The organism is Delftia sp. DS1230 (assembly GCF_040112715.1).
GTDB classification, from domain to species: domain Bacteria; phylum Pseudomonadota; class Gammaproteobacteria; order Burkholderiales; family Burkholderiaceae_C; genus Comamonas; species Comamonas tsuruhatensis.
Genome location: NZ_CP157763.1, coordinates 3,816,321 through 3,842,023, shown reverse-complemented (window position 1 = coordinate 3,842,023; position 25,703 = coordinate 3,816,321). Strand labels below are relative to the sequence as shown.

Here is a 25,703-nt window from a genome sequence, read left to right as displayed (position 1 = left end):
TGAAAGACATGGCTGCTACCAGACCAAGCATGCGTTTGTAACGTAAAGTACTATTTCTTTGCAATTTGCTGTGTGCTGCTGCGGACCTAGCCCGTGGGTATTGATTCCGCATGAAGATACTTCTCCCAAACGCTGATGGCTGTTGAAATCTCTCGCCTTCAAAGTCCTGCGGCCGTTCAGGCGGCGTTGGACGAGTTTTCACGTCTTGGTCGGACGGCATTCCTGAAGCGATACGGATTTGGAAAATCGCGCGATTTCTTGGTTCGCAATGCAAGAACCGGGCAGCTATGCGACTCCAAGGCCATCGTCGGAGCTGCGTTCGGCCATCAGTTCCCGCAGGAGGGACCGCTCAAGCCGACTGATTTCTCCGGTGGAGAGGCCACCGTCGTTCCTCGATTGCAGCATCTGGGCTTCGATGTCGTGCGCATTGGTGAAGACTGGACCTTCGATGAGGTGCAGGCCACGGTCGCGTCATATTTCGAGATGCTTTTGCTGGAGGCCGAGCAGCAGCGCTACACCAAGACCGAATTCAATGCGCAGTTGCGCCAGCGGCTGCGTGAGCGCAGCAAGGGATCGGTGGAGCTGAAGTTCCAGAACATCAGCGCCGTCCTGCATGACCTGGAGCTGCCCTTCATCCGCGGCTACAAGCCCCGGAGCAACGCTCAGCTTCTGTTGCGTCAGGCGGTGCAGCAGTTCGTCCTGAATCAGCCGGGCCTGGTTTCCCGTGTGGTGGATGCGATGGAGGAGGTCAAGACGTCTGCTGAGCAGAGTTTTCATGCCTGCCTGGTTGAACCGCCTGCGCTGGAGACAGTGGCGCAGTTAGCGAAAGACGGCGCCAAGGTCAGATTTCCACGCAAGACGAACTGGGCCCAGCGGGATGAAGCCAACCGGCATCTTGGCCGTGCCGGAGAGCAGTGGGTCATCGGATTCGAGCAGCGGCGACTTGTCCATGCCGGGTATCCGGAGCTTTTCCAGCAGCTGGACTGGGTGTCTGACCGGCTCGGCGACGGGAGCGGCTACGACATCCTCTCGCATGAGCGGCCCGGCGAGCATCGCTTCATCGAGGTCAAGACCACCAATGGCGGGCATGCCTCGTCCTTCATCATCAGCCGCAACGAACTGGATTTCGCAGCAGAGGCCGGGGATGCCTTCCATCTCTACCGGGTTTTTCAGTTCCGGGAGGAACCAAGGCTCTACATCCTGAACGGGCCGCTGGCGGACCAGCTGCACCTGGAGCCCATCGATTTTCGGGCGTCGTTCCGGCGCCTGGTGGGGTAACGCGCAGGTCGGCCGGGCCAGAGCTCCCCGCAGCTTTGATCACAGGCACATGAAAGAGGGCTGAAGAGGGCTGCCCTGCGCATCCTCTGGAGCGCTACGACAATAGCCCATGATTCAAGAAAAGCCCCTGGCGGCAACCGAACTAGAGCGGCCTGCCATGGCCTTGCGCACTCTTGCGAACGGAGTGCGGCTGCTGGCGCTGCCCATGCCGCACCTGCAGAGCGTCAGCGTGGGCGTGTTCCTGCGCGTGGGCTCCCGCGACGAGACCTCCACCAGCAACGGCATCAGCCATGTGCTGGAACACATGGCGTTCAAGGGCACGCACACGCGTTCCGTGCAGGAGATCAACCTGGATGCGGAGCGGCTGGGCGCGGAGGTCAACGCCTTCACCGGGAAGGACATCACCGGCTATTTCATGACCGGCCTGGGCTGGCATGCGCAGGCCTTGCTGGGAATGATTGCGGACATCGTCCTGAACAGCGTGTTTCCCGAGCATGAATTGCAAAGGGAGCTGCAGGTGATCCGGCAGGAGGCCATCGAGTACGAAGAGGACCCGGAGGACAGCGCCGGCGATCTGCTGGACCGCGCCATCTGGGGCGACGACCCCATGGGCATGCCGGTGATCGGCACGGTGGCCAATATCGAAGGCTTCACCCGGCAGGATCTGGTGCGCCATGTGCAAACCCATTACGTGGGAGAAAAGACCGTCGTCGTCGCGGCCGGAAACTTCGATGTGCCGGCCTGGCTGGAGCAGGCGGCGCAGCTGTTCGCCGGCATGCCTGCGTCGGCCGATCCCGCTGTGGCGTTGCCCCCTCAGCCCGCAAAGTATGTGGGGCAGGCCCTGGCGCAACGCTTCACGCAGGTGTCCCAGGTGTTCGTGAACCTGGCCTATCCCCTGGTGTTCGAGCAGTTGCAGGGCGAGCATCCGCAGCGTGCGCGTCTCGTGGCCTCGCTGGCGGCCCATCTGCTGGGCGAGGGGATGTCGTCGCCCCTGGTCGATACCGTGCGCGAGCGGCTCGGACTGGCCTATACGGCCTATGCGGCGATGGAGGGCGGTGACGTCTGGGCCAATTTCATCGTGCATGCGGTCACGACGCCGGACAAGCTCGAAGCGCTGGTGGCCGCGACAGGCGGCCTGCTGCGCGCCCAGGCTGCCGGCATTGACCCCGTGCATCTGGAACGGGCCAAGAACCAGCTGGCGGTCTCGCGGGTGCGTGCGGGCGAGCGGACCTACGCCACCATGGAGCGGGCTGTCGAGGACCTCTTTGCCCATGGCAGCGTGACGTCCGTGGCCGAAACGCTGGCGATGATCGACGGCATCGGGGCCGAGGAAGTGCGCAAGGTCTTCGAGCGCATGCTGGCCCACCCCCCAGCGGTGGCCATCACCGGCAAGGGCGCCAGTGCCCGGGCCGTGCGGCAGCTGGCCGCAGGCCTGGCGGGCTGAGCCGGCAGCGCGCGGCCAGCGGCCAGCGGCCAACCGCAACACATGGCGCTTTTCCCGTTGTCATGGAATTGGGGGAGCGGGCTGCGGCGCGTTCCATTGCCGCTTGAGGTAGTGCGACTTCGGGTGCTCCTGCAGGAACACGCAGCACTGCACCCACACCGCTGACTCCGGGGGCGCGTCGATCGGGCCGATCGCACCGATCGCACCGATCGCACGCGAGAGATGCCCGAGCACGACCTCGGCCATGGCCGAGCACATCTGCGGCGGGCGCGGGTTGGTCAGCGTCAGGGTGGCGATCAGTTGCTGCGCTTGGGGGTCGTCGCCGCACAGTCCGACGGCGATGGGGGCCACGCGCGACTTCAGGTCCGCGAGCCGTGCCCATCCGCGCTCGGCCAGCGCAAGGTGCATGGCGTGCAGGACCGGCTCCCACTGGATCGACGGGAGCAAGGATGGCGATACCTCGATGGCGATGTGCGGCATGGGGCGGCGCCTTCAGTCGAGCTTGATGCCGACTTCGCGGATCAGCGTCTGCCAGCGTGCCCGTTCGCTGTCCAGCAGGCGTGCGAATGCCTGGGGCGAGTTGTCGATGGGCACCGAGCCGAGTTCGGCCAGCCTGTCCTGCGTGGCCTTGGCCGCCAGCGCCGAGCCCATGTGCTTGATCAGCCAGGCCTTGCGGTCGGCCGGGGTCGCGGCGGGCGCGAGGAAGCCGTACCAGCCGCTGATCTCGGCGTCCACACCCGATTCCTTGAGCGTGGGCACGCCGGGCAGCGCGGGAATGCGCCTGGCGGACGTCACGGCCAGCGCCTTGAGGCGCCCGCTTTGCACATGCTGCAGGATGGCCGGCGTGGCTTCGAACACCATCTGCACCGTGCCGCCCAGCACGTCGTTGAGTGCAGGCGCGGAGCCGCGGTAGGGAATGTGCAGGATCGAGGTGCCGGTCTGGCGCTTGACGAGTTCTCCCGCCAGGTGCTGCGGCGTGCCGTTGCCGGCGGATGCGTAGGAGAACTTGCCCGGGTTCTTGCGCAGCCATTCGAGCGCCTCCTTGGCCGTGGTCGCCGGGAAGGAGGGATGCACGGCCCAGATCAACGGCACCGAGGCGGCCCATGCCAGCGGTGTGAAGTCCTTGGCCGGATCGAAGTTGAGCCTGGAGTACAGCGCCGGGTTCGCGGCCATGGGGCCGAGTGCGCCCAGCAGCAGCGTGTAGCCGTCGGCCTCTGCGCGTGCCGCCGCCTCCGTGCCGATGTTGCCGCCCGCACCGCTGCGGTTGTCCACGATCACCGTGCTGCCGCTGTCCGTCTGCAAGGCATTCGCCATCAGGCGGGAGACGGCATCGGTGGTCGCACCTGCCGGATAGGGGCAGATGATGCGGATGGGCTTGGAAGGGAATGCCTGTGCGCGCGCCGAGGGGCTTGCGCCCATGGCTGAAATGGCCGTCGCCGTGCTGGCGTACTGAAGGAAGTTGCGTCGTTTCATCGGTGCTCTCGTGACCAGAGTTGTCTCGTGGCCGTAGTGTCGGCAGGCCCTTGTTTCTTCGCAATTCGCATTTTCTGGCCGCGCCTATCGGATAATCCGATGGCCATGTCCGCACGCAGCCGCGACCCCCTCGATCTCGTCTCATTGCGCCAGTTGCGCTACTTCGTGTCGGCGATGCGGGCGCACAGCTTCAGTGCGGCATCGCGCGATGCCTCGATCTCGCAGGCGGCGCTGTCGGAGCAGATCGCCTTGCTGGAATCGACCCTGGACGTGCAGCTGTTCGACCGTGCGAGCGGGCGCGCCGTAGCCACGGCCTCCGGACATGAGCTCGACCGCCGGGTGTCGGCCTGCCTCAGGGAGCTGCAGGCGGCGCTGCGCGACGTGCAGGCGCGTGCGAGCACCGTGGCGGGCCTGGTGCGCATCGGCCTGGTGCAGTCCTACGCGGGATGCTGGGTACTGCCCGTCGTGCGCAGGGCCCAGGCGCAGTGGCCGCAGCTGGCGATCGCACTGCGCAGGCGCACCGCACAGGCCTTGGTGGAGGGCGTGTTGCGTGGCGATTTCGATCTCGCCGTCAGCTTCGACCCGGAGCCGCATGCCGATCTGGAGATCCTGGCCTGCTTCGACGAGCCGGTGGTGGCCGTGGGATTGAAGCCCCGCCGGCGGCGACGCCTGCTGGAGCTCAGCGAGGTTGCGAACCACCCCCTGGCCTTGCTGCCAAGCGAATACGCCATGCGGCGCCAGCTCGACAACGCCTTTGCGGCGCAGGGGCTGAAGCCGGGCGTGCATCTGGAGTCCGATACGCTGGAGGACCTGGTGCATGCCGCCCGTGAAAACGGCATGGTTGCGCTGCTCAACGGTGCCGCGGCAATGAGCCTGGACGTGCAGGACGCAGTCCCGTTGGCCGAAAGAAATCTGGGCCGGCAAGCCTGCCTGGTGCGCTCACGCAGCCGTCACCACGGCTTTGCCGCCCAGTACGTATGGGACGAGCTTTCGGCGGCAACCCCCACGCTGCCGCCAGCGTGGGGGCGGCGCGTTGCAGCCGCGCGCTAGTCGTCGACCGGATCCGTACCGCCCGTCAGGGCACTTCCTTCAGGCCCACCAGTTGCAGGGGGCGTGCCAGCAGTTCGTCGAAGCGTTTCTCGAACGCCTTGAAGTACGGCATGCTGAAATGCGCATCCAGCGCTGCCTGGTCCCTGAATGACTCCCGCATGTAGAAGGTGCCGGGTTTGTCCGCCAGCTCGAACAGCGTGTAGTCCAGGCATCCGGCCTCTTGCCGGGTGAATGGCACCAGCGCGCGCAGGGCGTCGCGCAGCTGGTCTTGCTGGCCGGCCTTCGCTTCAAGGATGGCCAGGTTGAAAATGGTCTCTGTCTTCATGGCTCAGCCCCAGTTCTCCAGCACCACCTTGCCGCGCGCCTTGCCCGACTCGATCAGGGCATGGGCGCGCTTGAGGTTGTCGGCGTTGATGCTGCCGAAGCGCTCGGCCAGCGTGGTGCGGATCAGGCCGGCATCGACCAGTGCGGCAACCTCGTTGAGCAGGCGATGCTGGCCGATCATGTCGTCGGTGCCGAACAGGGCGCGGGTGAACATCAATTCCCAGTGCACCGACACCGACTTGCGCTTGAGCTTGGTGATGTCCAGCGACGCGGGATCGTCGATCAGGCCGAATTTTCCCTGGGGCGCGATCGCCTCGACGATCTGTGCGAAGTGCAGGTCGGTCTGCGTGAGGCTCACGATGAGGTCCACCGTGGGAAAGCCGATGCGCTTGAGTTCGTCGGCAATCGGCTGGCTGTGATCGATCACGTGGTGGGCGCCGAGCTCCTTGACCCAGGCCTGCGTCTCGGGCCGCGATGCGGTGCCGATGACGGTAAGGCTGGTCAGCCGCGTGGCCAGCTGCGTGAGGATGGAGCCCACGCCGCCGGAGGCGCCGATGATGAGCAGTGTCTTGTGGCTGGGGTGCTTGCCCGGCGCGATGCCCAGGCGGTCGAACAGCATCTCCCATGCGGTGATGGCGGTCAGGGGCAGGGCCGCCGCCTGTGCAAAGTCCAGCGACCTGGGCGCGTGGCCCACGATGCGCTCGTCCACCAGGTGCAGTTCGCTGTTCGTGCCAGGGCGCGCAATGGAGCCGGCGTACCAGACGCGGTCGCCCGGCTTGAACAGCGTGACTTCGGGGCCCACAGCCTTGACGATGCCGCTGGCATCCCAGCCGAGCACCTTGTGCGTTTGCCCCTCGGCGGGCGCGCCACTGGCGCGCACCTTGGTGTCCACCGGATTGACGGACACGGCCCTGACTTCGACCAGCAGGTCGCGGCCGGTGGCCACGGGATCGGGCAGGGTGATGTCGATCAGCGATTCGGGTTGGCTGATGGCCTGGGGCTTCTGGTATCCAACGGCTTTCATGGTCGTGCTTTCAACGGTTGAGGAAGAGGGGAGAGGAAGAAGTGAGAGCAAGGAGGGCTTCAGGCGGTGGCCAGGGCTGCGTAGTCCGAGTAGCCGCGCTCGTCGCCGCCAAACAGGGCCTTCGGATCGAATGCGGCCAGCGGCGCCTGGGCGGCGTAGCGCGCCGGCAGGTCCGGGTTGGCAATGAAGGGGCGGCCGAAGGCGACGAGGTCTGCCAGGCCCTCGTGCAGGATGGCTTGGGCGCGCTCCGCGTCGTACTTGCCCGCAACGATCACCTTGCCCTGGTAGGCGCGGCGCAGCGCGTGGCGGAAGTCCTGCGGAATCTCGGGCGCATCGTCCCAATCGGCTTCCGACAGGTGGATGTAGGCCAGGCCGATCTCGTCGAGCCTGCTGGCCAGATGCAGGATGGTCTCGATGATCTGCGGGCAGTTCATGTTGCGCTGCGTGATGAAGGGCGCCAGGCGAATGCCGGTGCGCTCGGCCCCGACCTCGCCCGCCACGGCGGCCGCGACCTCTTCGGCGAAGCGCGTGCGCTGGGCGATGCCGCCGCCGTAGGCGTCGGTGCGGTGGTTGGAGGTGGTGCGCAGGAACTGATCGATCAGGTAGCCGTTGCCGCCGTGGATTTCCACGCCATCGAAACCGGCACGCATCGCATTGGCCGCGCCCCTGCGGAAGTCGCCGATCACGTCCTGGATGTCCTGTGCGCTCAGTGCGCGCGGTACGGGGCAGTCGACCATGCGGCCGACACCGTCGTCGCCGACCACCCAGACCTGCGCTTGGGGCGACAGCGCCGAAGGCGCGACCGGCAGGCCATCGGCGTGAAAACTGGCATGCGACATGCGGCCAACGTGCCACAGCTGCAGCACCATGCGCCCGCCGGCGGCGTGCACCGCGTCCGTGACGCGGCGCCAACCGTCCACCTGCGCCTCTGAATAGATGCCGGGGGTGAAGCTGTAGCCTTGGCCCTGGCGGGAGATCTGGGTGGCTTCCGAGACGATCAGGCCGGCGCTGGCGCGTTGTGCGTAGTAGGTGGCCATCAATGCGTTGGGCACGTCGCCTGGCTGGCTGGTGCGGCTGCGCGTCATGGGGGCCATCACCATGCGGTTGGGCAGGCTGAGCGGGCCGAGCTGCAGGGGGCGAAACAGGGGCGTGGAGGCGGTGGTCATTCGGTTCCTTGGCGGAGCTGTTGAGGTGTTGGGGCGGTGGTGGAAACCCGGTTCGCAAGTCGTCTGGGCATGGAGCGATGTTGACCTGGGCGTTTCAATTGAAAAAGACCCGCAAGACTGAAGGCGGCTTCAAAAGAAATTTGACGATGGGGTCCAGGTGCGGCCTGCGCGACACCCGGGCGGATGGCCTTGCCGCGCCTGCCTGGCTACCATCCCCCCCATGAAAACCCAATACTTCGCCGCCACCTCACTCGACGGATTCCTGGCCACCGAGGACGACTCCCTGGACTGGCTGTTCCCGCTGGGCGACATGCAGGCCACGGGCTACCCGGAGTTCATTGCCGGCGTGGGCGCGCTGGCCATGGGGTCGGCCACCTACGAATGGATGCTGCGCCACGCGGAGACGGTGGCCAGGGAGACCGGGGCGGCGTGGCCCTATACGCAGCCTGCCTGGGTGTTTTCCAGCCGCACGCTGCCTGGTATCCCGGGTGCCGATATCCGGTTTGTCAGCGGTGATGTGCGTGCCGTGCATGCGCAGATGCAGGCTGCGGCCGGCGGGGGCAATCTCTGGATCATGGGGGGCGGAGACCTGGCGGGGCAGTTCTACGACGCGGGCCTGCTGGACGAGATGATCCTGAGCGTGGGCTCGGCCACGCTGGGCCGGGGCAAGCCGCTGTTTCCGCGCCGGATGCTACATCCGGTGCTGCGCCTGCTGTCGGTTCGGCAGATTGGCGAGGGCATGGCGGTGCTGCATTACGAGGTGCGCAAGAGCACGAGCTGACAGGCCCCCTGATTCGGTCTGCGCGCCGCTCAGTTCGCCTCCCCGCGCCCAGGCGCCGTCATCCCCGGAATGTATTCATTGGAGATGAAGCTGCGGCAGCGGTGCATGAAGGCTTCCACCACATGGCGGGGCTTTTGTTCGCGGGCCCAGGCCAGGCCGAGTTTCATGGGGCGGTGGTTGCCGTTCAGGTGCAGGTTGACGATCTTCTTGCCGTCCAGCGCATGGGAGTTGCGCGGGCGCACGTTGACCAGGGAGTAGCCCACGTCGTTGGCGACCAGGGAGCGCACCACGTCGGGGCTGGCGCTGCGGGCCGCGATCAGGGGCGAGACGCCGGCTTCGCGGAACAGCGACATGAAGTATTCACGGCTCAGGGGCAGGTCCAGCAGGACCATGGGCAGCTGGGCCAGCGCCTCCAGCGTGGTGGAGCGGTGGTTGGCCAGCGGATTGAGTTCGCTGACGATGACCATGGGCGGCAGCTGGGCCAGCGGCTCGAAGCAGATGTCCGATTCGGCCACCAGCAGGTCGTAGGTGATGGCGACATCGATCTGCGCGGTGCGCAGCTTGTGGATCAGGCCTTCCTGGTGGTCCTCGATCTGTGTCACCGTGGCCTTGGGGTGGGCGCGCGCGAATCCCTGGCACAGCTCGGGGGCGACCATGGCCGCCAGCGTGGTGAAGCAGCCCACGCGCACGGGGCCGCGCACCTGGCTTTGCGCGCTGCTGGCCACGTCGTACAAGGCCATGGCCTGGTCGAGCAGGCCGCGGATCTCCCGCAGGACTTCGGCGCCTGCGGGCGTGACGGACAGGCCTTGCGCATGGTGGCGCACGAACAGCGGCACCTGCAGCTCGGCCTCCACCTGGGTGATGGCCGAGGAGATGGACGAGGGCGAGACGTGGATGCGGTTGGCGGCCTCGGCAATGCTGCCGAACTCGCCCGCTGCCACGCAGTATTCCAATTGTCTGAAGGTCAGTCGTGTCAGCACGGTGTGCAAGAGGTGGAGAGGGGGAGGGCGGCCAGGGTGATCCGCCGCGTAGTTGAGCAAGCGGCGGACCGCGCTGCAAGAGGCCCTTCCCGCAAGGCTCCTGCATTGTGCGGCGGTCGGGCCCCGGCAGCCTTCAGTCGCTGGCGTTGTGATTGCGAAACCATTGCGCCACCGCACCGTCGCCCTGGGCCGGCGCCTGCGTGGCCTTCACGCGGTCCGTCAGCCCGGCGGACTTGCCCACGAAGTCCAGCGGCGCATCCCAGTTGAAGTGCCGGTACACGGCCGCCGTCTGGGCGTAGGGCGGGCATTGCGCAAACAGCTGGAAGCTGAGCCGGTGGCCGGCGTGGTCGGAGTCGAGCAGGTCGCGCGCATAGGCCAGCAGCCTGCGGCGGTCGTCGGCCTGCCATTGCGGGCCGAGGGTGTAGAACTTGCGCAGCCAGGGGCCGGTTTCCTCGTTCTCGAAGCTGGCGTGGTCCGGCGTCAGGCAGACCTGGCCGCCGCACAGCTCGCGCACGGTGTTCATCATGTGGTGCAGCTGGCCGGTGGCCAGCGACCTTCCGGTGAACAGCAGCGACTGGTTGGGCATCATCAGCCCGGCCGGGCTGCGCTCGGCCAGCGCGATGGCGGCCGTGAGGTGGGCGTTGATGCCTTCGCGGTAGCAGGCCAGGCCGGCCAGCCTGTCCTGCACGGCCTGCAGCTTCTCCACGCCGGTCTGGCGCGCGTTGTGCAGGGCCGTGCCTATCAGCATGTCGGCCAGCTTCAGGCTGCGCTGCAGGAAGGTGAAGGCCGAGTAGCGGTGCAGCGTCTCGCGCAGGAAATGGGCGGCCCGGGTGTGGCGGTAGAACAGCACGTTCTCCCAGGGAACCAGCACGTCGTCGAAGACCACGATGGCATCCACTTCGTCGAAGCGATGGCTCAACGGATGGTCCTGGGCCGATGCGCGGGCGGCCAGGCCCGGGCGGCAGATGAAGCGCAGGCCGGGCGCACCCAGGTCGCAGATGAAGCCTATGGCGTATTCGGACTGCGCAGCGTCGCCCCAGTGCGCCAGCCCCGGCTTGGTGAAGGCCTGGTTGGCATAGGCGGCGGCGGTCTCGTACTTGGCGCCGCGCACGATGACGCCTGCATCGGTCTCCTTCACCACATGCAGCAGCACGTCGGGGTTCTGGTCCTGCGGCAGGCGCGAGCGGTCGCCCTTGGGGTCGGTGTTGGCCGATACGTGGAACAGGTCGCCACGCACCACGCGGCGGATGTGGGTGCGGATGTTGGCGGAAAAGCGCGGGTCCAGCTCGTTGAGCACGTCCTGGCCGTCGAACAGCGACCACATCTCGCCCACGCTCTCGTCGCCCACGCGCATGACCACGCCGCCCATGTCCTCCAGCAGCAGATCGGTGGCGCGGCGCTTGTCCCACCAGTCCTGGCGCGTCAGCGGCAGCTTGTGGGCGATGGGGTGGCGCTCGCCGTCGCCTTCGTCGTAGGTGAGCGCGTCGCGCAGCGCGGCCTCGTGCTGCAGGTCGTACATGCGTGCACGGATGTCCACCAGCGGCTTGAACATGGGGTGGGTGGTCACGTCGTTGACGCGCTCGCCGTTCATCCAGACCCGCCGGCCATCGCGGATGGAGTCGCGGTACTGGCTGCCTGTCCTGATCATCAGCGGCTGGCCCACTTGCCGTCTTTGACCTCGTGCAGCTGCAGCTCCACGGGCACCTGCGTCTGGCCGTTGGCATCGAAAGTCACGGTACCGGTCACGCCGTCGTAGCGTATGGCGCGGATGGCCTTGGCCACGGCCTGCCGGTCCTTGGTGCCTGCCGTCTTGAGCGATTGCAAAAGGATGCCGGTGGCGTCGTAGGCGTACTTGGTGTACGGGCTCTCGGAGTCGGCATAGCCCTTGGCGGCATAGGCGCGGCTCATGGCGTCCAGCCGGGGGTTGGTCTGCGATTTGGGCGTGCCGACGATGGTGCCGTCCGCGGCCGGGCCGGCGATCTGGATGAGCTGCGGATCGAAGATGCCGCTGATGCCCAGCATGGGCTGCTTCATGCCCAGCTCGGCCATCTGCTTGCGCAGGATGCCGGCCTCGGTGATCACGCCGCCGAAGTAGACCGCGTCGGGGTTCAGGCTCTTGATCTTGGTGAGGATGGAGCGGAAGTCCGTGGTGCCCACGGGGTAGCTTTCCTCGGCCACCACGCTGCCTTTTTCTGCCTTGTAGAAGCTGCCGAACGAGGCCAGGTTGGCGCGCCCGTAGTCGCTGGTGTCGGCAATGATGGCGATCTTTCTTGCGCCCAGGCCCGTGGCGGCCCAGGCGGCCAGGGGCTTGTTCTCGTTGACCAGGGTGGGCGTCACGCGCGTGGTGTTGGCGAAGTTCTGGTCGGTGATCTTGGGGCCGATGGCGCCCCAGACGATGAAGGGCATCTGCACGCGGTTGAACACCGGCAGCGTGGCCAGGGCCACGGGGCTGTTCCAGTGGCCTATGGCGCCCACCACGTCGCGGTCGTTGACCAGCTTGAGCGCGGCGGACACGCCGGTCTGCGGGTCGGAGGCATCGTCCAGCACCACGCCCTCCACCTTGAACGGCACGCCGGCCGTGGCGTTCCACTGGTCTATGGCCAGCAGGAAGCCGTTCTTCGCGCCCAGGCCCTGCTGTGCGTTGCCGCCGCTGACGGGGCCGATGAAGCCCAGCTTCACGGTGGACTGGGACCAGGCCGCGCCGCAGGCCAGCGTGGCGGCGGCCAGCGCCAGGGCGGATGCGGCAAGGCGCCTGCGCGATGGCAGGAGGGCGGTGGTTGTCGTGAAGGCTTGCATGGTCGGTCGGTCCTGTTCAGGTGAAGACGAGGGGCAGCCATGGCGGCCCGGGCGGGGCCCGGGGCGGCGGGGCGCCACGGTGCATGGCGGGCTGGCCGGCGCTGTCTGGCAACGCCGCCGGATCAATGTATCGCCGCACCGGCCCGGGACTGGATCGCGTTTTCCGAAGCAGCGCCTCGGCAAAAGCGACGCAGGTTTTGTGCGGTTTCTTGCTTCAATGGTTGCGTGACATGGAGACAAGCGAAGCCCCGCCAACCCGGCCGAACCCGACACAAGAGGAACCCTATCGATGCATGACGCGCTGTTCCAGCAACTCATCAACTGGCTGACCCTGGGCTGCATCTACAGCCTGCTTGCCCTGGGTTTCAGCCTGTTGTTTGGCGTGCTGCAGGTGATTCACTTTTCCCATGGCGACGTGGCCATGGTCGCCCCCTTCATCGCCCTGGCGGCCGTGCAGGCCCTGGCCGCCGCGCTGGGCGGCTCGGCCACCTGGCTGGTGCTGGGCCTGGCCTGCCTGGTGGCCATTGCGGCGGTGGGAGGGCTGGGCGTCGCCCTGGACCGGCTGGTGATCAGCCGCTTTCGCAATGCGCCGGCCATGATGCCGCTGGTGGCCACGGTGGCGCTGGGCATCGTGATCCGCGAGCTGATCCGCCACCTGTACCCGCAGGGCAGCAATCCGCACGCGTTCCCGGCGATTACGCAGGGGGCCGTTCCCACCCCGTTCGGGCCGCTGCCCCTGATCAGCGTGGTCTCGGTGCTGGTGGCCATGGCGCTGGTGGGCGTGCTGCTCTATGTGCTGCACCACACGCCCATGGGCATGCGCATACGCGCCGTGTCGCAGGACCGCGAAACCGCGCGGCTGTTCTCCATTGCGCCGGGGCCGGTGTTTCGCAACACCTTCTTCATTGCCTCGGCCACCGGCGCGGTGGGCGGCATCTTCCTGGCCAGCTATGCGGGCGTGGTGCGCTTTGACTTCGGCGTGCAGGCGGGGCTGATCGGCTTTTCCGCCGCAGTGGTCGGCGGCCTGGGGCGGCTCGGGGGCGCCATTGTCGGCAGCCTGCTGATTGCGGCCATCGAGACCATCGTGCAGGGCTATGTGCCCAACGGCACCTCGTACCGCCTGGTGTTCGTGTTCGCCCTGGTGATCCTGGTGCTGATCTTTCGCCCCGCCGGCCTGTTCGGCGTTCAGAAAATGGAGAAGGTGTGATGCAGACAACGACGATACAGGCGCCGCCGCGGGCGGCACCACGGAGTGCGGGCTCGGCCGCCATCGTGCTGGGCGTGGCCCTGGCGGGCGCCGTGCTGCTGCGCCAGTTCCTGCTGGCCGAAAGCTGGATCACGGTGCTGGCGCTGCTGGCCTGCTTTGCCGTGGCCCTGGTCGCGGTGCAGAAACGCCCGGTGGTGGAGGACCGCATCGTGGCCGCCTTCGGCCAGTGCAGGCCGCTGGCCGTGGGCACGGGCGTGGTGCTGGCGCTGGTGTTTCCGTGGGTGCTGGGCGGTGACAGCTACGCCATGCACCTGATGATCATCGCCTGCCTGTACGCGGTGCTGGCGCTGGCGCTGAACTTCCAGCTGGGCAGCGCCAACATACCGAACTTCGCCACCGGCGCGTCCTACGGCATTGGCGCCTACGCGTCGGCCCTGCTGGCCATCCACTTCGGCGTGAGCTTCTGGATCTGCCTGCTGGTGGCCGCCGCCGTGGCCACGGTCTTCGGCTTTTTGCTGGGCCTGCCGTCCATGCGCACCCGCGACAGCTACCAGGCGCTGGTGACGATCGCCTTCGGCATCGTCGTGCACCAGCTGCTGATGAACCTGGAGTGGACGGGCGGCGCCAACGGCCTGGTGGGCATTCCTTCGCCCACATTGTTCGGGCATTCGTTCAACGACTCCATCACGCTGTGGGGCCACAGCCTGCCGGGCCAGGCCAACTTCTACTACGTGGCCGTCGCCCTGCTGGGGCTGGCCATCGTCTCGGCGCAGCGCCTGCACAGCTCGCGCGTGGGACTGGCCTGGAATGCCCTGCGCGACGACGAGATCGCCGCACGCGCCTGCGGCATCAACGTCACCTGGTTCAAGGTCAAGGCCTTTGCGGTGGACGCCTTCCTGGCGGGCTTCGCGGGCACGGTGTATGCGTTCTATGTGAGCTTCATCTCGCCAGACAACTTCACCTTCCTGGTGTCGGTGACCATCATGACGCTGGTGATCGCAGGCGGCATGGACAACACGCTGGGCGTGATCGTCGGCGCCTTCCTGCTGACCATGCTGCCGGAGAAGCTGCGGGCGTTTTCCGACTACCGCATCCTGTTCTACGGCCTGGTGGTGATCGCCTTCCTCATCATCCGCCCGCGCGGCATCTTCCCCCAACGGGTGCGCAACCATGAGCATTGATTCCCATCCCACCCACCATGCCGCGCCCGCAGGTCCGCTGGTCCTGGAGGGGCATGGCCTGACCATGCGCTTCGGCGGCCTGACGGCGGTGCAGGGCGTGGACATCCACCTGGCGGCGGGCGAGGTGCTGGGCATCATCGGGCCCAACGGCGCTGGCAAGTCCACCTTGCTGAACCTGCTGACCGGCATCTACCAGCCCACCGAGGGCGAGGTGCTGCTGCAAGGCCGCTCGCTCAAGGGCATGGCCGCGCACGACATCGCGGGCGCCGGCATTGCGCGCACCTTCCAGACCAGCCGGCTGTTCGGCTCGCTGAGCGTGCTGGACAACGTGATCATCGGCATGCACGCGCGCACCCGCTGCGGCGTGCTCACCGCGCTGCTGCGCCCGGCCGTCTCGCGCGCCGAGATGAAGCGCTGCGCCGAGCGCGCCTGCGTGCTGCTGCAAAGCGTGTCCAGCGACTTGCACCAGCGCCGCAACGTGCTGGCCAGCAGCCTGCCGCAGGCCGACCGCCGCCGCCTGGAGATTGCGCGCGCCCTGGCCGCCGAGCCGCGTATCGTGCTGCTGGACGAGCCCTCCAGCGGCATGGACGACCGCGACACCGATGCGCTGATCGCCGACATCCAGCGCCTGCGCGAAGGCAATCCGGCGCTGGGCTTCATCATCATCGAGCACGACATGCGGCTCATCGCCACCTTGCCGCACCGCGTGATGGTGCTGGACTACGGACGCAAGATCGGCGACGACAGCTTCGAGGCGGTGCGCCGGCTGCCGCGCGTGCAGGAAGCCTATCTGGGCAGAAAGGCCAGCCATGCTTGAACTGGACTCCATCAGCACGCGCTATGGCGTGGTGAACATGCTCAACCAGGTCTCGCTGCAGGTGCCCGAGCACAGCATCGTCTGCCTGCTGGGCCCCAACGGCGCGGGCAAGACCACCACCTTCAAGGCGATCGCGGGCCTGCTGCCCGTGCACCACGGCGCCATCCGCGTCATGGGCCAGCCGCTGGCGCGCATGCGCACCGAGGACCTGGCCGGCCTGGGCGTGGGCTTCGTGCCCGAAGGGCGGCGCCTGTTTGCCGAGCTGACCGTGCAGGAGAACCTGAAGATCGGCCACGACGCGCTGCGCCCGCAGCAGGGCTTTGCCCAGGCGCTGGAGCGCGTGGTGGCCCTGTTCCCCCGGGTGGGCGAGCGCCTGTCGCAGGCCGCGGGAACGCTGTCTGGCGGCGAGCAGGCCATGGTGGCGCTGGGCCGCGTGCTCATGGGCGAGCCGCGCCTGGTGGTGATGGACGAGCCCACGCTGGGCCTGTCGCCCAAGCTCATCGAGGAGTACTTCGAGACGGTGCAGCGCATCCACAGCCAAGGCATCACCGTGCTGCTCATCGAGCAGAACGCCGAGGCGGCGCTGTCCATCGCCCACACGGGCTATCTGCTGCTCAAGGGCCAGCTGGTGGCCTCGGGCACGGCCAGCGAGCTGCTGGCCAACGACGTGGTGAAGCACCTGTACCTGTAGCGCCGCACGGGCGGCCTTCACCTCCTTCCCTTTTTTGTTGCGGACCACACCAAGGCAGTCGGCACCGCGCCGATGCGGGACGGCCTGCGCCTTTTTTTCCTGAGAGACCCACACCATGACAGCTGAAATCCAAACCATCAATACGCTCGTGGTCGGCGCCGGGCAGGCCGGCATTGCGGCCAGCGAACACCTGAGCCAGCTTGGCGTAGAGCACCTGGTGCTGGAGCGCCAGCGCATCGCCCAGGCCTGGCGCACGGGGCGCTGGGACTCGCTGGTGGCCAACGGGCCGGCCTGGCATGACCGCTTTCCGGGCCTGGAGTTCAAGGGCGACCGCGACGGCTTTCCCGGCAAGGACGAGGTGGCCGATTACTTCGAGGAGTATGTCCGCCAGATCAAGGCGCCCGTGCGCACCGGCGTGGAGGTCAGGCGGGTCACGCGCAACCAGGGCCGGCCGGGCTTCACGGTGGAAACGTCCGAGGGCGTGATCGAGGCCCGCAACGTGATCGCGGCCACGGGGCCGTTCCAGGTGCCGGTGATCCCGCCGATAGTGCCGGCTGCGCCCGCCGATGGCCGCCTGCTGCAGATCCATTCCGCGCACTACCACCGCCCCGCGCAGCTGCCCGAAGGCGCCGTGCTGGTGGTGGGCGCAGGCTCCTCGGGCGTGCAGATTGCCGATGAACTGCAGCGCGCGGGCCGCAAGGTGTTCCTGTCGGTGGGCGCCCATGACCGGCCGCCGCGCGCCTACCGCGGCCGTGATTTCTGCTGGTGGCTGGGCGTGCTGGGCGAATGGGATGCGGCCATTGCCAAGCCCGGCCGCGAGCATGTGACCATTGCCGTCAGCGGCGCGCGCGGCGGCCACACCGTGGACTTTCGCGCGCTGGGACACCAGGGCATCACCCTGGTGGGGCTGACCGAGTCCTTCGCCGATGGCAGTGTGCGCTTCCGGGACGACCTGGCCGAGAACATCGCCAACGGCGACGCCAACTACCTGGCCATGCTGGATGCGGCCGACGACTACATCCGCCGCAACGGCCTGGACCTGCCCGAGGAGCCCGAGGCGCGCAGGCGCCTGCCCGATCCCGAGTGCGTGCGCCATCCGCTGCGCGAACTCGACCTGGCTGCCGCAGGCATCACATCCATCATCTGGGCCACGGGCTACAGGGTGGATTTCAGCTGGCTGCAGGTGGACAGCTTCGAGCCCGGCGGCAAGCCGCGCCACCACCGCGGCGTGGGCCATGAGCCCGGCATCTACTTCCTGGGCCTGCCCTGGCTGTCGCGCCGTGGCTCGTCCTTCATCTGGGGCGTGTGGCATGACGCCAAGTTCGTGGCCGACCACATCGCCAAGCAGCGCCGCTACAGCGACTACGACGCCGCCGCCCGCAGCAGGTAGCAGGTAGCGCGCTCTGAGACACCTTCCCATCCACCCCCTGCAGGAGCCAGACCATGCCCACCCATACCCGCATCCGCATGTTCAACACCAAGGACACCTATCCCAACCAGTCGCTGGACAACGACCTGTGCCAGGCCGTGCGCGCCGGCAACACCGTCTATGTGCGCGGCCAGATCGGCACCGATTTCGAGGGCAACCTGGTCGGCCTGGGCGATCCGCAAAAGCAGGCCGAGCAGGCGATGAAGAACGTCAAGCAGCTGCTGGAGGAAGCGGGCAGCGACCTGTCGCACATCGTCAAGACCACCACCTACATCATCGACCCGCGCTACCGCGAGCCCGTCTACCGGGAAGTGGGCAAGTGGCTCAAGGGCGTGTTTCCCATCTCCACGGGGCTGTGCATCTCGGCCCTGGGGCAGCCGCAGTGGCTGATGGAGATCGACGTGATCGCGGTCATCCCCGATGACTGGCAGCCGCCGGCCAGCGCCTGAGCGTCAACCCCAGCAAGCACCTGGTACAGCCGCATCGGCAGGAGGAAGAAACCATGACTTTTTCGATTGTGGGGCGCTGCGAGCGCACCGGGCAGCTGGGCGTGGCCATCAGCTCGTCCAGCATTGCGGTGGGCGCGCGCTGCCCCTGGGTGCGCGCGGGCGTGGGCGTGGTGTCCACGCAGAACATCACGCTGCCCGCCCTGGGCCCGCGCGTGCTGGACCTGCTGGAGCAGGGCGCCGACCCCCAGGCCGCGCTGCGCCAGGCGCTGGACGACGGCAGCTGGCCGCAGTACCGCCAGGTCACCGTGGTGGACGCGCAGGGCCGCGCCGGCGTCTTCAGCGGCAGCCAGGCCCTGGGCATCTTCACCAGCGCCGTGGGGCGGCAGTGCGTGGCGGCCGGCAACCTGCTGGCCAGCGAACGCACCATCGAGGCCATGGTGCCGGCCTTCGAGCGCAGCGCGGCGCTGCCGCTGGCCGAGCGCCTGCTGGCCGCCATGCAGGCCGCCATGGCCGCGGGCGGCGAGGCCGGGCCCGTGCATTCGGCCGCGCTCAAGGTGGCGGGCGAGCACAGCTGGCCCATGGCGGACCTGCGCGTGGACTGGTCGGAGCACGATCCCATCGGCGCGCTGCAAGGCCTCTGGGCCGCCTACGCGCCGCAGATGCAGGACTACCAGACGCGCGCCATCGATCCCACGGCCGCGCCCAGCTACGGAGTGCCGGGAGATGAATGAGGCGGCCGGGTAGCTGACACATCGCCTTGCCCGGTCGCACGGGCGTGTCGCGGCACTGGCATCGCGTTCACTTGGCGTCTGAAATCACGGGGGTATCGGGCGTCCAGCACGTGGTGCGGTTGCGACCATTGCGCTTGGAGAAGTACATGGCGGCGTCGGCCCGCTCCAGGCAGCGCTCGACCGATGCCTCGCCCTCGTCCATGAGGCATACGCCCAGGCTCACGGTGAAGCGGATCGGGCTGTCCTGGCCCTGTACGGACACGGCCAGCGCCGCCACGGCCTCACGCAGGTTCTCCGCGCGCCGCAGTGCGGTCGGGGCGTCCACGTCCGTCAGCAAGACGGCGAATTCCTCGCCGCCCAGGCGGCCCAGCATGTCTCCCTGGCGCAGCTGCTTGGACACCGCGATCACCAGATGCCTGAGCACCTCGTCGCCCACGCCATGGCCGAAGCTGTCGTTGACGCGCTTGAAATGGTCGATATCCAGCATGATCAGTGCCGACGGATGGCTCAGTCCCAGGCGCAGATGCTCCAGCTCCGACTCCATGCGCGTGATGAAGGCCCGCCGATTGCTGGCACCCGTGAGCGCATCGGTCAATGCCAGGGCTTCGAGCTGCGTTTCGCGCCTCTTGTAGTCGGTCACGTCGTGGAATACCCAGCAGTAGCCAAGCAGCCGCTCCTGCCTGCGAAGCGGCAGCAGCTCCGTTTCTATATGGCGGCCGTTGGACAGGGCAAAGATCGTTCGTTGCGACAGGGCACCTCCCCCCGGTTGCGGTGCAGGTTGCAAGGCCGTTGCCATGGCCGGGGGCAAATAGGACAGCAAGGTCTGCAGGCTTTTCCCCACAAGGTCCGTGGCGGACAGCGGCAGCTCGAACAGGTCCACCAGCATTGCGTTGCTTGCCCTGATGCACTGCCCCGCATCGTCGGTCACCAGGATGCCCGACGGAAATTTCTCGATGATGGCCTCCAGCCGCTGCTGTACCTGGTGCAATGCGCTTTCCGCCTGATGGCGGGCATCTACGTCGAACAGTGTCCAGATCACATTGCCCTGGGGGTCTTCGGGGTCCAGCAGTGCCCCCTGCATGTCGAACCAGCGCATGTGTCCGCCCTTGACCTTCAGTGCCCACTCGGTACGCACCGTGCCCTTCAGGCTCAGGCGCTCGTACAGCGATGCGAAGCTGTCGAAACTGTCGCTGGACGGATGCAGCTGCTGGAATGAGCACTGCGGCTCGAGCGCGCCCGCGGCAAGGCCGAAGCACTCGGCTGCCCGGGCATTGGCGTAGACGATGCTGCGGCGATGGCTGGCGACAAGCACCAGGGCGCTTCCGCGCTCCAGCAGGGCGCTCACCATATGGGTCTGCTCCACCCGTTCCTGGATATCGGTGTGCATTCCCAGCATGCGCATTGCCTTGTTGTCGGCATCGCGCAGGGTCACTTCCCCGCGCGATTCGATCCATCGCCAGGAGCCATCGGCCTGCCTTATGCGCATCTCGACACGGAATGGGTCGCCGTGTTCGAGGTGGCGCCTGAGCCGTTCCTGGACGCGAGGCTGGTCCAGTGGGTGCAGCAGATGCATGAAGCCGGCCACGGTGAACGAACCGAGTGCCTGGTCCGGCATGCCCAGCATCTGGTAGCAGCGGGCATCCCACAGCACCTGGTCGTGTTCGCGGTCCCACTGCCAAAGTCCGTCACGCACGGCACCGATGGTCAGCCGCAGCCGCTCCTCGCTCTCGTGAAGCGCCTTGCGCAGGCTTTCGTCCTGGGTGACATCGAGGATGTAGCCATGCCAGAGCACGGTTGCGTCGTCAGTGCGTTGCGGGCGTGCATGGCCCTGCAGCCAGCGCACGGAGCCATCGGCGGACTGCACGCGGTACTTGCAGGCCCAGTCCCCCTGGCTGCGCATCGCTTCGTCGATGGACCGCCTGAGCGCGGAGATATCTTCCGGATGAACCCGCTGTGCCAGGTCCTGCAAGGCAGTGTCGGCCGTATCCGGATCGATGCAGTGCATGGCATAAAAGCCGGGGTTGGCAAACGACAGAGCGTAGTGGCCGGCAGGGTCCCAGCTGTACTGGAACAGGCCGCCCGGCACTTCCTGCGACAGGAGATGAAAGCGCTCTTCGGACTGGACCCGCTGGTCCTCCTCCCGCCAGCGCTGGAACGCCAGCCAGGCCGTCAGCATCCCGCCCAGAAAAATCAGCAGCGTGCCTATGCCGTTGCGCCACAGGCTCTGCCGTATGGTCTCGTTGAGCGGGCCGAACACGGCCTCGTGGTCCAGCCCCGTGCTCACCAGTATCGGAAAGCCGCTGACGCGGCTCCAGGCATACATGCGCTGTATTCCGTCGGTGCTCGCCAGCACCTCGTAGGTGCCATGCGTGACATCGGGGGCAAACAGCGCCACCCGCTTCGCGGGCAACTGGCGCCCGAGCACCCGGTCCTGGTTCTGCGAGCGTGCAAGATAGGTGCCGTCCTCGCGCAGCAGCAAGATCACGTCGCGCGGGCTGTCGAAGATGGCCTGCAACTGCCGTGACAGGTACTGCGGCGACAGCGACACCACCAGCACGCCCGCAAACGCGCCACGGTGGTGCAGGGCGCGGCTCAGCTGGATACCCCATTGCCCGGAAACCCGTCCCTGTACCGGACGGCCGATGAAGGTTCCCTGCGTCAGGCCCTTCAGATGCGCCTGGAAATGTTCGCGGTCGAAAATGGACACGCCCTGCGCAGGCGGCTCCGAGGCTGCCAGGCTCGAATACACCACCTGGCCCTTCGCATCGGCCACGGCCACCTGGACGATGGTGCCGGGCGGATAGGCCTCCTGGACGCTGGCGACGGCCCGCCCGAACGCCTCGGAGTCACCCGACTCGTAGTCCTGGGCCAGGTCCCGCAGGGAATAGTTCAGGCCCGACAGCATGGTCCCGGCCTGCGCGGAAACCGCCTGGGACATCTGCGAGACGCGCAGCCATGCCTGATCCTGTGTGTAGCGCTGCATGTACTGGTGGCTGGCCAGCAACGCGGCCCAGTACAGCCCCGCTGCGAGCGCCATCAAGCAGACGCCTGCAATGACGGCCAACGATGTTCTTGCGTGCGAGCGCGAGGAAAGGGCGGGACGATGGATAGCGGTGGAACGAGAAGACATGCAACGCAGCGAGACAAGAAAAAAGATCTGCAACGCCAGCTGTCAACCGCAATGGCCCACCGATACAGCGCCCCGCACGCCACAGCGTTCGAGACGCAGGTCCTGCCTGCCGGTGGGCCAGAGCAACCGATATGACTCTGTGAATACGTCGCTCTATAAGCATGCTAACTCAGATAGGGGCCCGCGCGATAGCCAGCAAGTCAGGGCAGCAGCCGGCGGGCAGCCTATCTGCGCGTCCCGGATGTCTGGGGTGTCTTGGGTGTCTTGGGCGCGCCGGTCCTGGCAGCGTCCTGGGCCTGCCCGGGTTGCGCCTGCGGAAACACCCGCGCGCACAGGAAGTCCACCAGCGCCCGCAGCTTGGGCGAGGGGTGCTTGCTGGCGGGCCACAGCACGTGGAAGACATTGGTGTGCTCCATGCAGTCCGCCAGCACGGGTTGCAGCCGGCCGTCGGCCAGCGGCTCGCGGATGGAGAACTCCGGCAGGTAGGCGATGCCCAGGCCCTGCAGCGCAAAGCACAGCCGGGTTTCGATGTTGTTGCAGATCATGGAGGTGGGCAGTTGCAGCTCGGGCGCGCCCGCTGCGCGCCGCAGCACCCAGGGCTCCAGCTTGCCGCTGTGGGGGTAGCGGTAGTGCAGGCAGCTGTGCTGCAGCAGATCCTCGGGCACCCGGGGCGTGCCGCGCTGCGCCAGGTAGCCGGGCGAGGCCACCAGCAGGTAGCCGAAGGCGCCCAGCCGGCGCGCGGACAGGCGTGAGTCGGCGGGTGCGCCCGTGCGCACCACGGCATCGAAGCCTTCCTCGATCACATCGACCAGCTGGTCGGTGAAGTCCAGGTCCAGCTCGATCTCGGGATAGGCTCGCATGAACTCGCCCAGCACCGGCAGCACCAGCGAACTGACCAGGGGCAGGCTGACCCGCAGCCGGCCGCGCGGCGCGGTGCTGGCCTGCGACAGCTCCAGCTGCGCGGCCTCGATCTCGGCCAGGATGCGGCGGCTGCGCTCCAGGAACAGCGCGCCCTCTGCCGTGAGCGTGATGCTGCGCGTGCTGCGGTGGAACAGGCGCACGCCCAGCCGGTCCTCCAGCCTTGCCACGCTCTTGCCGATGGCCGATGCCGAGACTCCCATCAGCCGGCCTGCCGCCACGAAGCTGCGGGTCTCGGCGACCTGCACGAACACCAGGAAACCGTTGAGGCTGTCCAAGGCCACTCCTTCATTGCGGACAGAAAGCTCCGCATAACCCGGAAATCTACCCCACTTTTTCTTTAATCGAGGGGTTTCTATCGTCAGGACCCTGTTCATTGATCCCGGGAATTCCCATGACGATTGCTCTTTCTGCGGCATCTGCTGCACCCGCTGCGCTGCCTGCAGCCCCGTTGAACTCGCCCCTGTCCGACCGCATCCAGGCCGTGGTCCGGCAGGCGCTTGAGGCGCAGCGCCTGGTCGGCGCCGTGGTGCTGGTGGCGCGTGGCGGCGCCCTGGTCCACCGCCAGGCTGCCGGCTGGGCTGACCGCGAGCGCGGCCTGCCCATGGCCGTGGACACGGTGTTTCGCCTGGCTTCGGCGAGTAAGCCCATTGTTTCGGCGGCGGCCCTGGTGCTGGTGGCGCAGGGCCGGCTCGGTCTGGATGAGGGCGTGGACCGCTGGCTGCCGCAGTTCCGGCCCCGGCTGGCCGATGGCCGGCCGGCGCGCATCACCGCGCGGCAGCTTCTCAGCCACACGGCGGGGCTGGGCTACCGCTTCTTCGAGGCCGACGCACAGGGCCCTTATGCGCTGGCCGGTGTATCGGACGGCATGGATGGCTCGGGCATCAGCCTGGCGGAGAACCTGCGCCGCATCGCCAGCGTGCCGCTGCGGTACGAGCCTGGCACGGCCTGGGGCTACTCGCTGGCCACCGATGTGCTGGGCGCCCTCATTGAACAGGTGCACGGCAGGCCGCTGGACCAGGCCGTGCGCGAGCTGGTGACCGGGCCGCTGGGCATGACCGATACCGGCTTTGCCGTCACCGATGCGCTGGCCGCGCAGCGCGTGGCCACGGCCTATGTCAGCGATGTGCCGCAGCCCCATCCGCTGGCCGAGGGCGAGACCGTGTCGCCCTTCGAGGGGAGCATCGGCATTGCCTTCAGCCCTTCGCGCATTTTTGACGCCCAGGCCTTTGCCTCCGGCGGCGCCGGCATGGCGGGGACGGCAGGCGATTTCCTGCGGCTGCTGGAAGCCCTGCGCCAGGGCGGCAACACCCTGCTGCCCGACGCCCTGGTCGCCGAGATGGCGCGGGACCAGACCGGCGGGCTGGCCCTGCCCAATGCGCCGGGCTTCGGCTTTGGCCTGGGCTTTTCCGTGCTGCGCGATGCGGCGCAGGCGGCATCGCCGGAGTCGGTGGGCACCTGGCGCTGGGGCGGGGCCTATGGGCATTCCTGGTTCGTGGACCGGGCGCAGGAGCTCAGTGTCGTGGCCTTCACCAACACCTTGTACGAGGGCATGTCGGGGCGCTTCGTCAACGATTTGCGCGACGCGGTCTACGGGGTTTGTGAGGTCCAAGGGGTTTCGGGAGAGCCGCAATGACCGGAACACGCCAGGACCGCCTTCCCGTTGCCTCCCTGCTGGCGCTGGCCATGGCAGCCTTCATCACCATATTGACCGAGGCGCTGCCGGCGGGCCTGCTGCCGCAGATGGCCCAGGGCCTGGCCGTGACCGAGGCCTGGGTAGGCCAGACCGTCACCCTCTACGCCATAGGTTCCCTGGTGGCCGCCATACCGCTGACGGCCGCCACGCAGGGCATGCGCCGCCGCTCCCTGCTGCTGGCGGCGATCGCGGGCTTTGTCGTCGCCAACACGGTCACGGCCTTGTCCACGCACTTTGCGCTGACCCTGGTGGCGCGCTTTCTGGCGGGGGTCTCGGCCGGGCTGCTTTGGGCGCTGCTGGCCGGCTACGCGGCACGCATGGTGCCCGGCCATCTCAAGGGCCGCGCCATCGCCATTGCCATGGTGGGCACGCCGCTGGCGCTGTCGCTGGGCGTGCCGGCCGGCACCGTGCTGGGCCAGTGGGTGGGCTGGCGGCTGTGCTTCGGTCTCATGAGCGTGCTGGCGCTGGCGCTCATGGTCTGGGTGCGTGCCCGCCTGCCCGACTTTGCAGGGCAGGCGGCAGGCCGCCACCTGCCGCTGCGGCGCGTGTTCACCCTGGCGGGCGTGCGCCCCGTGCTGTTCGTGGTGCTGGCCTTCGTGCTGGCGCACAACATTCTCTACACCTACATCGCGCCCTTCCTGGCGGAGGCGGGCATGGCCGCGCGCACGGACCTGGTGCTGCTGGTGTTCGGCGCCACCTCCGTGCTGGGCATCTGGATCACCGGCGTGCTGATCGACCGCCACCTGCGTGCGCTCACGCTGGCCAGCATTGCGCTGTTCGCCTTGTCCACGCTGATGCTGGGCGTGGCCGCAGATGCGCCGGCCCTGGTGTATGCGGCGGTGGCCGTCTGGGGCCTGGCCTTTGGCGGCGCCGCCACGCTGCTGCAGACCGCCATTGCCCACACGGCGGGCGAGGCCGCCGACGTGGCGCAGTCCATGCTGGTCACGGCCTGGAACATGGCGATTGCCGGCGGCGGCATCGTGGGCGGCCTGCTGCTGGCGCGCATGGGCGTGGGCGCCTTCACGCCCGTGCTGCTGGCGCTGCTGGGCGCATCGCTGGCCGTGGTGTGGGCGGCCAGGCGGCATGGGTTCCCTGCGGTGTGCAGGTAGGTAGGGAGGGAGCAGGACGCGGCCTGCCC

Annotated in this window: 23 protein-coding genes; 13 read left to right on the top strand and 10 right to left on the bottom strand. The window is 67.7% G+C overall.

The genetic code is table 11. The features are described 5' to 3' along the window. Nucleotides 1-135 precede the first annotated feature (135 nt). Both AAN986_RS17255 and AAN986_RS17250 read left to right on the top strand, forming a co-directional pair. Nucleotides 136-1,278, top strand: coding sequence for a DUF3883 domain-containing protein (locus tag AAN986_RS17255; RefSeq protein ID WP_016448214.1), 1,143 nt, complete (start codon nt 136-138; stop codon nt 1,276-1,278). A 157-nt stretch (nt 1,279-1,435) separates the two neighbouring features. Further along, a complete protein-coding gene (locus tag AAN986_RS17250) occupies nt 1,436-2,722 on the top strand; it encodes a pitrilysin family protein (protein ID WP_047217331.1) in 1,287 nt (428 codons plus the stop codon). Between the two features lie 60 nt (nt 2,723-2,782). Here the strand turns inward: AAN986_RS17250 and AAN986_RS17245 are convergent, their stop codons facing one another. Then, nucleotides 2,783-3,202 carry a hypothetical protein gene (locus AAN986_RS17245; RefSeq protein WP_047217242.1) on the bottom strand — a complete coding sequence of 140 codons (420 nt, stop codon included), beginning with the start codon at nt 3,200-3,202 and terminating at the stop codon, nt 2,783-2,785. 12 nt (nt 3,203-3,214) lie between these two features. After that, a complete protein-coding gene (locus AAN986_RS17240) occupies nt 3,215-4,195 on the bottom strand; it encodes a tripartite tricarboxylate transporter substrate binding protein (RefSeq protein WP_016452310.1) in 981 nt (326 codons plus the stop codon). 105 nt (nt 4,196-4,300) lie between these two features. On the opposite strand from AAN986_RS17240, the gene AAN986_RS17235 reads away from it, so the two are divergent. Further along, entirely contained in the window at nt 4,301-5,245 is a 945-nt protein-coding gene (locus AAN986_RS17235) for a LysR family transcriptional regulator (RefSeq protein WP_227469613.1), read from the top strand. Between the two features lie 25 nt (nt 5,246-5,270). On the opposite strand, the gene AAN986_RS17230 is transcribed toward AAN986_RS17235, so the two are convergent. The 3 genes from AAN986_RS17230 to AAN986_RS17220 are packed head-to-tail and all read right to left on the bottom strand — an operon-like array spanning nt 5,271 to nt 7,759. Continuing rightward, on the bottom strand, nt 5,271-5,570 hold the full coding sequence (locus AAN986_RS17230; protein ID WP_016452308.1) for a putative quinol monooxygenase: 300 nt from the start codon (nt 5,568-5,570) through the stop codon (nt 5,271-5,273). A 3-nt stretch (nt 5,571-5,573) separates the two neighbouring features. Next, nucleotides 5,574-6,593, bottom strand: coding sequence for a zinc-binding alcohol dehydrogenase family protein (locus tag AAN986_RS17225; RefSeq protein WP_016448208.1), 1,020 nt, complete (start codon nt 6,591-6,593; stop codon nt 5,574-5,576). A 59-nt stretch (nt 6,594-6,652) separates the two neighbouring features. Next, nucleotides 6,653-7,759 carry an alkene reductase gene (locus AAN986_RS17220; protein WP_047217243.1) on the bottom strand — a complete coding sequence of 369 codons (1,107 nt, stop codon included), beginning with the start codon at nt 7,757-7,759 and terminating at the stop codon, nt 6,653-6,655. 220 nt (nt 7,760-7,979) lie between these two features. On the opposite strand from AAN986_RS17220, the gene AAN986_RS17215 reads away from it, so the two are divergent. Then, the gene (locus AAN986_RS17215) at nt 7,980-8,540 is read left to right on the top strand and encodes a dihydrofolate reductase family protein (RefSeq protein ID WP_047217244.1); all 561 of its coding nucleotides are present in this window, start codon (nt 7,980-7,982) and stop codon (nt 8,538-8,540) included. Between the two features lie 29 nt (nt 8,541-8,569). Here the strand turns inward: AAN986_RS17215 and AAN986_RS17210 are convergent, their stop codons facing one another. The 3 genes from AAN986_RS17210 to AAN986_RS17200 all read right to left on the bottom strand — a co-directional run bounded on the left by AAN986_RS17210 (nt 8,570) and on the right by AAN986_RS17200 (nt 12,316). Next, nucleotides 8,570-9,520 (bottom strand): LysR family transcriptional regulator, encoded by a 951-nt coding sequence (locus AAN986_RS17210; RefSeq protein WP_034398359.1) that lies wholly within the window; start codon nt 9,518-9,520, stop codon nt 8,570-8,572. Between the two features lie 133 nt (nt 9,521-9,653). Further along, nucleotides 9,654-11,168 (bottom strand): 4-hydroxyphenylacetate 3-hydroxylase family protein, encoded by a 1,515-nt coding sequence (locus AAN986_RS17205; RefSeq protein WP_047217332.1) that lies wholly within the window; start codon nt 11,166-11,168, stop codon nt 9,654-9,656. Further along, nucleotides 11,168-12,316 (bottom strand): branched-chain amino acid ABC transporter substrate-binding protein, encoded by a 1,149-nt coding sequence (locus AAN986_RS17200; RefSeq protein WP_047217245.1) that lies wholly within the window; start codon nt 12,314-12,316, stop codon nt 11,168-11,170. The genes AAN986_RS17205 and AAN986_RS17200 overlap by 1 nt, the downstream gene beginning before the upstream one ends. Nucleotides 12,317-12,605: 289 nt before the next feature. On the opposite strand from AAN986_RS17200, the gene AAN986_RS17195 reads away from it, so the two are divergent. The 7 genes from AAN986_RS17195 to AAN986_RS17165 all read left to right on the top strand — a co-directional run bounded on the left by AAN986_RS17195 (nt 12,606) and on the right by AAN986_RS17165 (nt 18,821). Next, entirely contained in the window at nt 12,606-13,523 is a 918-nt protein-coding gene (locus AAN986_RS17195; RefSeq protein ID WP_349335415.1) for a branched-chain amino acid ABC transporter permease, read from the top strand. Then, complete coding sequence (locus tag AAN986_RS17190; RefSeq protein ID WP_047217247.1) at nt 13,523-14,704, top strand: branched-chain amino acid ABC transporter permease; 1,182 nt, start codon at nt 13,523-13,525, stop codon at nt 14,702-14,704. The genes AAN986_RS17195 and AAN986_RS17190 overlap by 1 nt, the downstream gene beginning before the upstream one ends. After that, nucleotides 14,694-15,521 carry an ABC transporter ATP-binding protein gene (locus AAN986_RS17185; protein ID WP_047217248.1) on the top strand — a complete coding sequence of 276 codons (828 nt, stop codon included), beginning with the start codon at nt 14,694-14,696 and terminating at the stop codon, nt 15,519-15,521. The genes AAN986_RS17190 and AAN986_RS17185 overlap by 11 nt, the downstream gene beginning before the upstream one ends. After that, a complete protein-coding gene (locus tag AAN986_RS17180; RefSeq protein ID WP_016448200.1) occupies nt 15,514-16,212 on the top strand; it encodes an ABC transporter ATP-binding protein in 699 nt (232 codons plus the stop codon). Before AAN986_RS17185 ends, AAN986_RS17180 begins: the two co-directional genes overlap by 8 nt. Nucleotides 16,213-16,327: 115 nt before the next feature. Next, the gene (locus AAN986_RS17175) at nt 16,328-17,602 is read left to right on the top strand and encodes an NAD(P)/FAD-dependent oxidoreductase (RefSeq protein WP_047217249.1); all 1,275 of its coding nucleotides are present in this window, start codon (nt 16,328-16,330) and stop codon (nt 17,600-17,602) included. Nucleotides 17,603-17,655: 53 nt separating this feature from the next. Beyond that, nucleotides 17,656-18,090 carry a RidA family protein gene (locus AAN986_RS17170; protein WP_012204875.1) on the top strand — a complete coding sequence of 145 codons (435 nt, stop codon included), beginning with the start codon at nt 17,656-17,658 and terminating at the stop codon, nt 18,088-18,090. 53 nt (nt 18,091-18,143) lie between these two features. Beyond that, the gene (locus tag AAN986_RS17165) at nt 18,144-18,821 is read left to right on the top strand and encodes a DUF1028 domain-containing protein (RefSeq protein ID WP_034364380.1); all 678 of its coding nucleotides are present in this window, start codon (nt 18,144-18,146) and stop codon (nt 18,819-18,821) included. A gap of 67 nt (nt 18,822-18,888) precedes the next feature. Here the strand turns inward: AAN986_RS17165 and AAN986_RS17160 are convergent, their stop codons facing one another. Both AAN986_RS17160 and AAN986_RS17155 read right to left on the bottom strand, forming a co-directional pair. Continuing rightward, nucleotides 18,889-21,858 (bottom strand): diguanylate cyclase, encoded by a 2,970-nt coding sequence (locus AAN986_RS17160; RefSeq protein ID WP_349335414.1) that lies wholly within the window; start codon nt 21,856-21,858, stop codon nt 18,889-18,891. A gap of 317 nt (nt 21,859-22,175) precedes the next feature. Then, nucleotides 22,176-23,147 (bottom strand): LysR family transcriptional regulator, encoded by a 972-nt coding sequence (locus AAN986_RS17155; RefSeq protein ID WP_047217250.1) that lies wholly within the window; start codon nt 23,145-23,147, stop codon nt 22,176-22,178. Between the two features lie 116 nt (nt 23,148-23,263). On the opposite strand from AAN986_RS17155, the gene AAN986_RS17150 reads away from it, so the two are divergent. Together AAN986_RS17150 and AAN986_RS17145 are read left to right on the top strand one after the other, a co-directional pair. Continuing rightward, nucleotides 23,264-24,505: a serine hydrolase domain-containing protein gene (locus AAN986_RS17150; RefSeq protein WP_047217251.1), complete on the top strand. Its 1,242-nt coding sequence runs from the start codon at nt 23,264-23,266 to the stop codon at nt 24,503-24,505. Then, nucleotides 24,502-25,674 (top strand): MFS transporter, encoded by a 1,173-nt coding sequence (locus tag AAN986_RS17145; protein ID WP_047217252.1) that lies wholly within the window; start codon nt 24,502-24,504, stop codon nt 25,672-25,674. Before AAN986_RS17150 ends, AAN986_RS17145 begins: the two co-directional genes overlap by 4 nt. Nucleotides 25,675-25,703 lie beyond the last annotated feature (29 nt).

Coding starts and splice junctions, on each gene's coding strand:
- AAN986_RS17255 (WP_016448214.1), top strand. CDS start 136: ATGGCTGTTGAAATCTCTCGCCTTCAAAGTCCTGCGGCCGTTCAGGCG.
- AAN986_RS17250 (WP_047217331.1), top strand. CDS start 1,436: ATGGCCTTGCGCACTCTTGCGAACGGAGTGCGGCTGCTGGCGCTGCCC.
- AAN986_RS17245 (WP_047217242.1), bottom strand. CDS start 3,202: ATGCCGCACATCGCCATCGAGGTATCGCCATCCTTGCTCCCGTCGATC.
- AAN986_RS17240 (WP_016452310.1), bottom strand. CDS start 4,195: ATGAAACGACGCAACTTCCTTCAGTACGCCAGCACGGCGACGGCCATT.
- AAN986_RS17235 (WP_227469613.1), top strand. CDS start 4,301: ATGTCCGCACGCAGCCGCGACCCCCTCGATCTCGTCTCATTGCGCCAG.
- AAN986_RS17230 (WP_016452308.1), bottom strand. CDS start 5,570: ATGAAGACAGAGACCATTTTCAACCTGGCCATCCTTGAAGCGAAGGCC.
- AAN986_RS17225 (WP_016448208.1), bottom strand. CDS start 6,593: ATGAAAGCCGTTGGATACCAGAAGCCCCAGGCCATCAGCCAACCCGAA.
- AAN986_RS17220 (WP_047217243.1), bottom strand. CDS start 7,759: ATGACCACCGCCTCCACGCCCCTGTTTCGCCCCCTGCAGCTCGGCCCG.
- AAN986_RS17215 (WP_047217244.1), top strand. CDS start 7,980: ATGAAAACCCAATACTTCGCCGCCACCTCACTCGACGGATTCCTGGCC.
- AAN986_RS17205 (WP_047217332.1), bottom strand. CDS start 11,168: ATGATCAGGACAGGCAGCCAGTACCGCGACTCCATCCGCGATGGCCGG.
- AAN986_RS17200 (WP_047217245.1), bottom strand. CDS start 12,316: ATGCAAGCCTTCACGACAACCACCGCCCTCCTGCCATCGCGCAGGCGC.
- AAN986_RS17195 (WP_349335415.1), top strand. CDS start 12,606: ATGCATGACGCGCTGTTCCAGCAACTCATCAACTGGCTGACCCTGGGC.
- AAN986_RS17190 (WP_047217247.1), top strand. CDS start 13,523: ATGCAGACAACGACGATACAGGCGCCGCCGCGGGCGGCACCACGGAGT.
- AAN986_RS17185 (WP_047217248.1), top strand. CDS start 14,694: ATGAGCATTGATTCCCATCCCACCCACCATGCCGCGCCCGCAGGTCCG.
- AAN986_RS17180 (WP_016448200.1), top strand. CDS start 15,514: ATGCTTGAACTGGACTCCATCAGCACGCGCTATGGCGTGGTGAACATG.
- AAN986_RS17175 (WP_047217249.1), top strand. CDS start 16,328: ATGACAGCTGAAATCCAAACCATCAATACGCTCGTGGTCGGCGCCGGG.
- AAN986_RS17170 (WP_012204875.1), top strand. CDS start 17,656: ATGCCCACCCATACCCGCATCCGCATGTTCAACACCAAGGACACCTAT.
- AAN986_RS17165 (WP_034364380.1), top strand. CDS start 18,144: ATGACTTTTTCGATTGTGGGGCGCTGCGAGCGCACCGGGCAGCTGGGC.
- AAN986_RS17160 (WP_349335414.1), bottom strand. CDS start 21,858: ATGGCGCTCGCAGCGGGGCTGTACTGGGCCGCGTTGCTGGCCAGCCAC.
- AAN986_RS17150 (WP_047217251.1), top strand. CDS start 23,264: ATGACGATTGCTCTTTCTGCGGCATCTGCTGCACCCGCTGCGCTGCCT.
- AAN986_RS17145 (WP_047217252.1), top strand. CDS start 24,502: ATGACCGGAACACGCCAGGACCGCCTTCCCGTTGCCTCCCTGCTGGCG.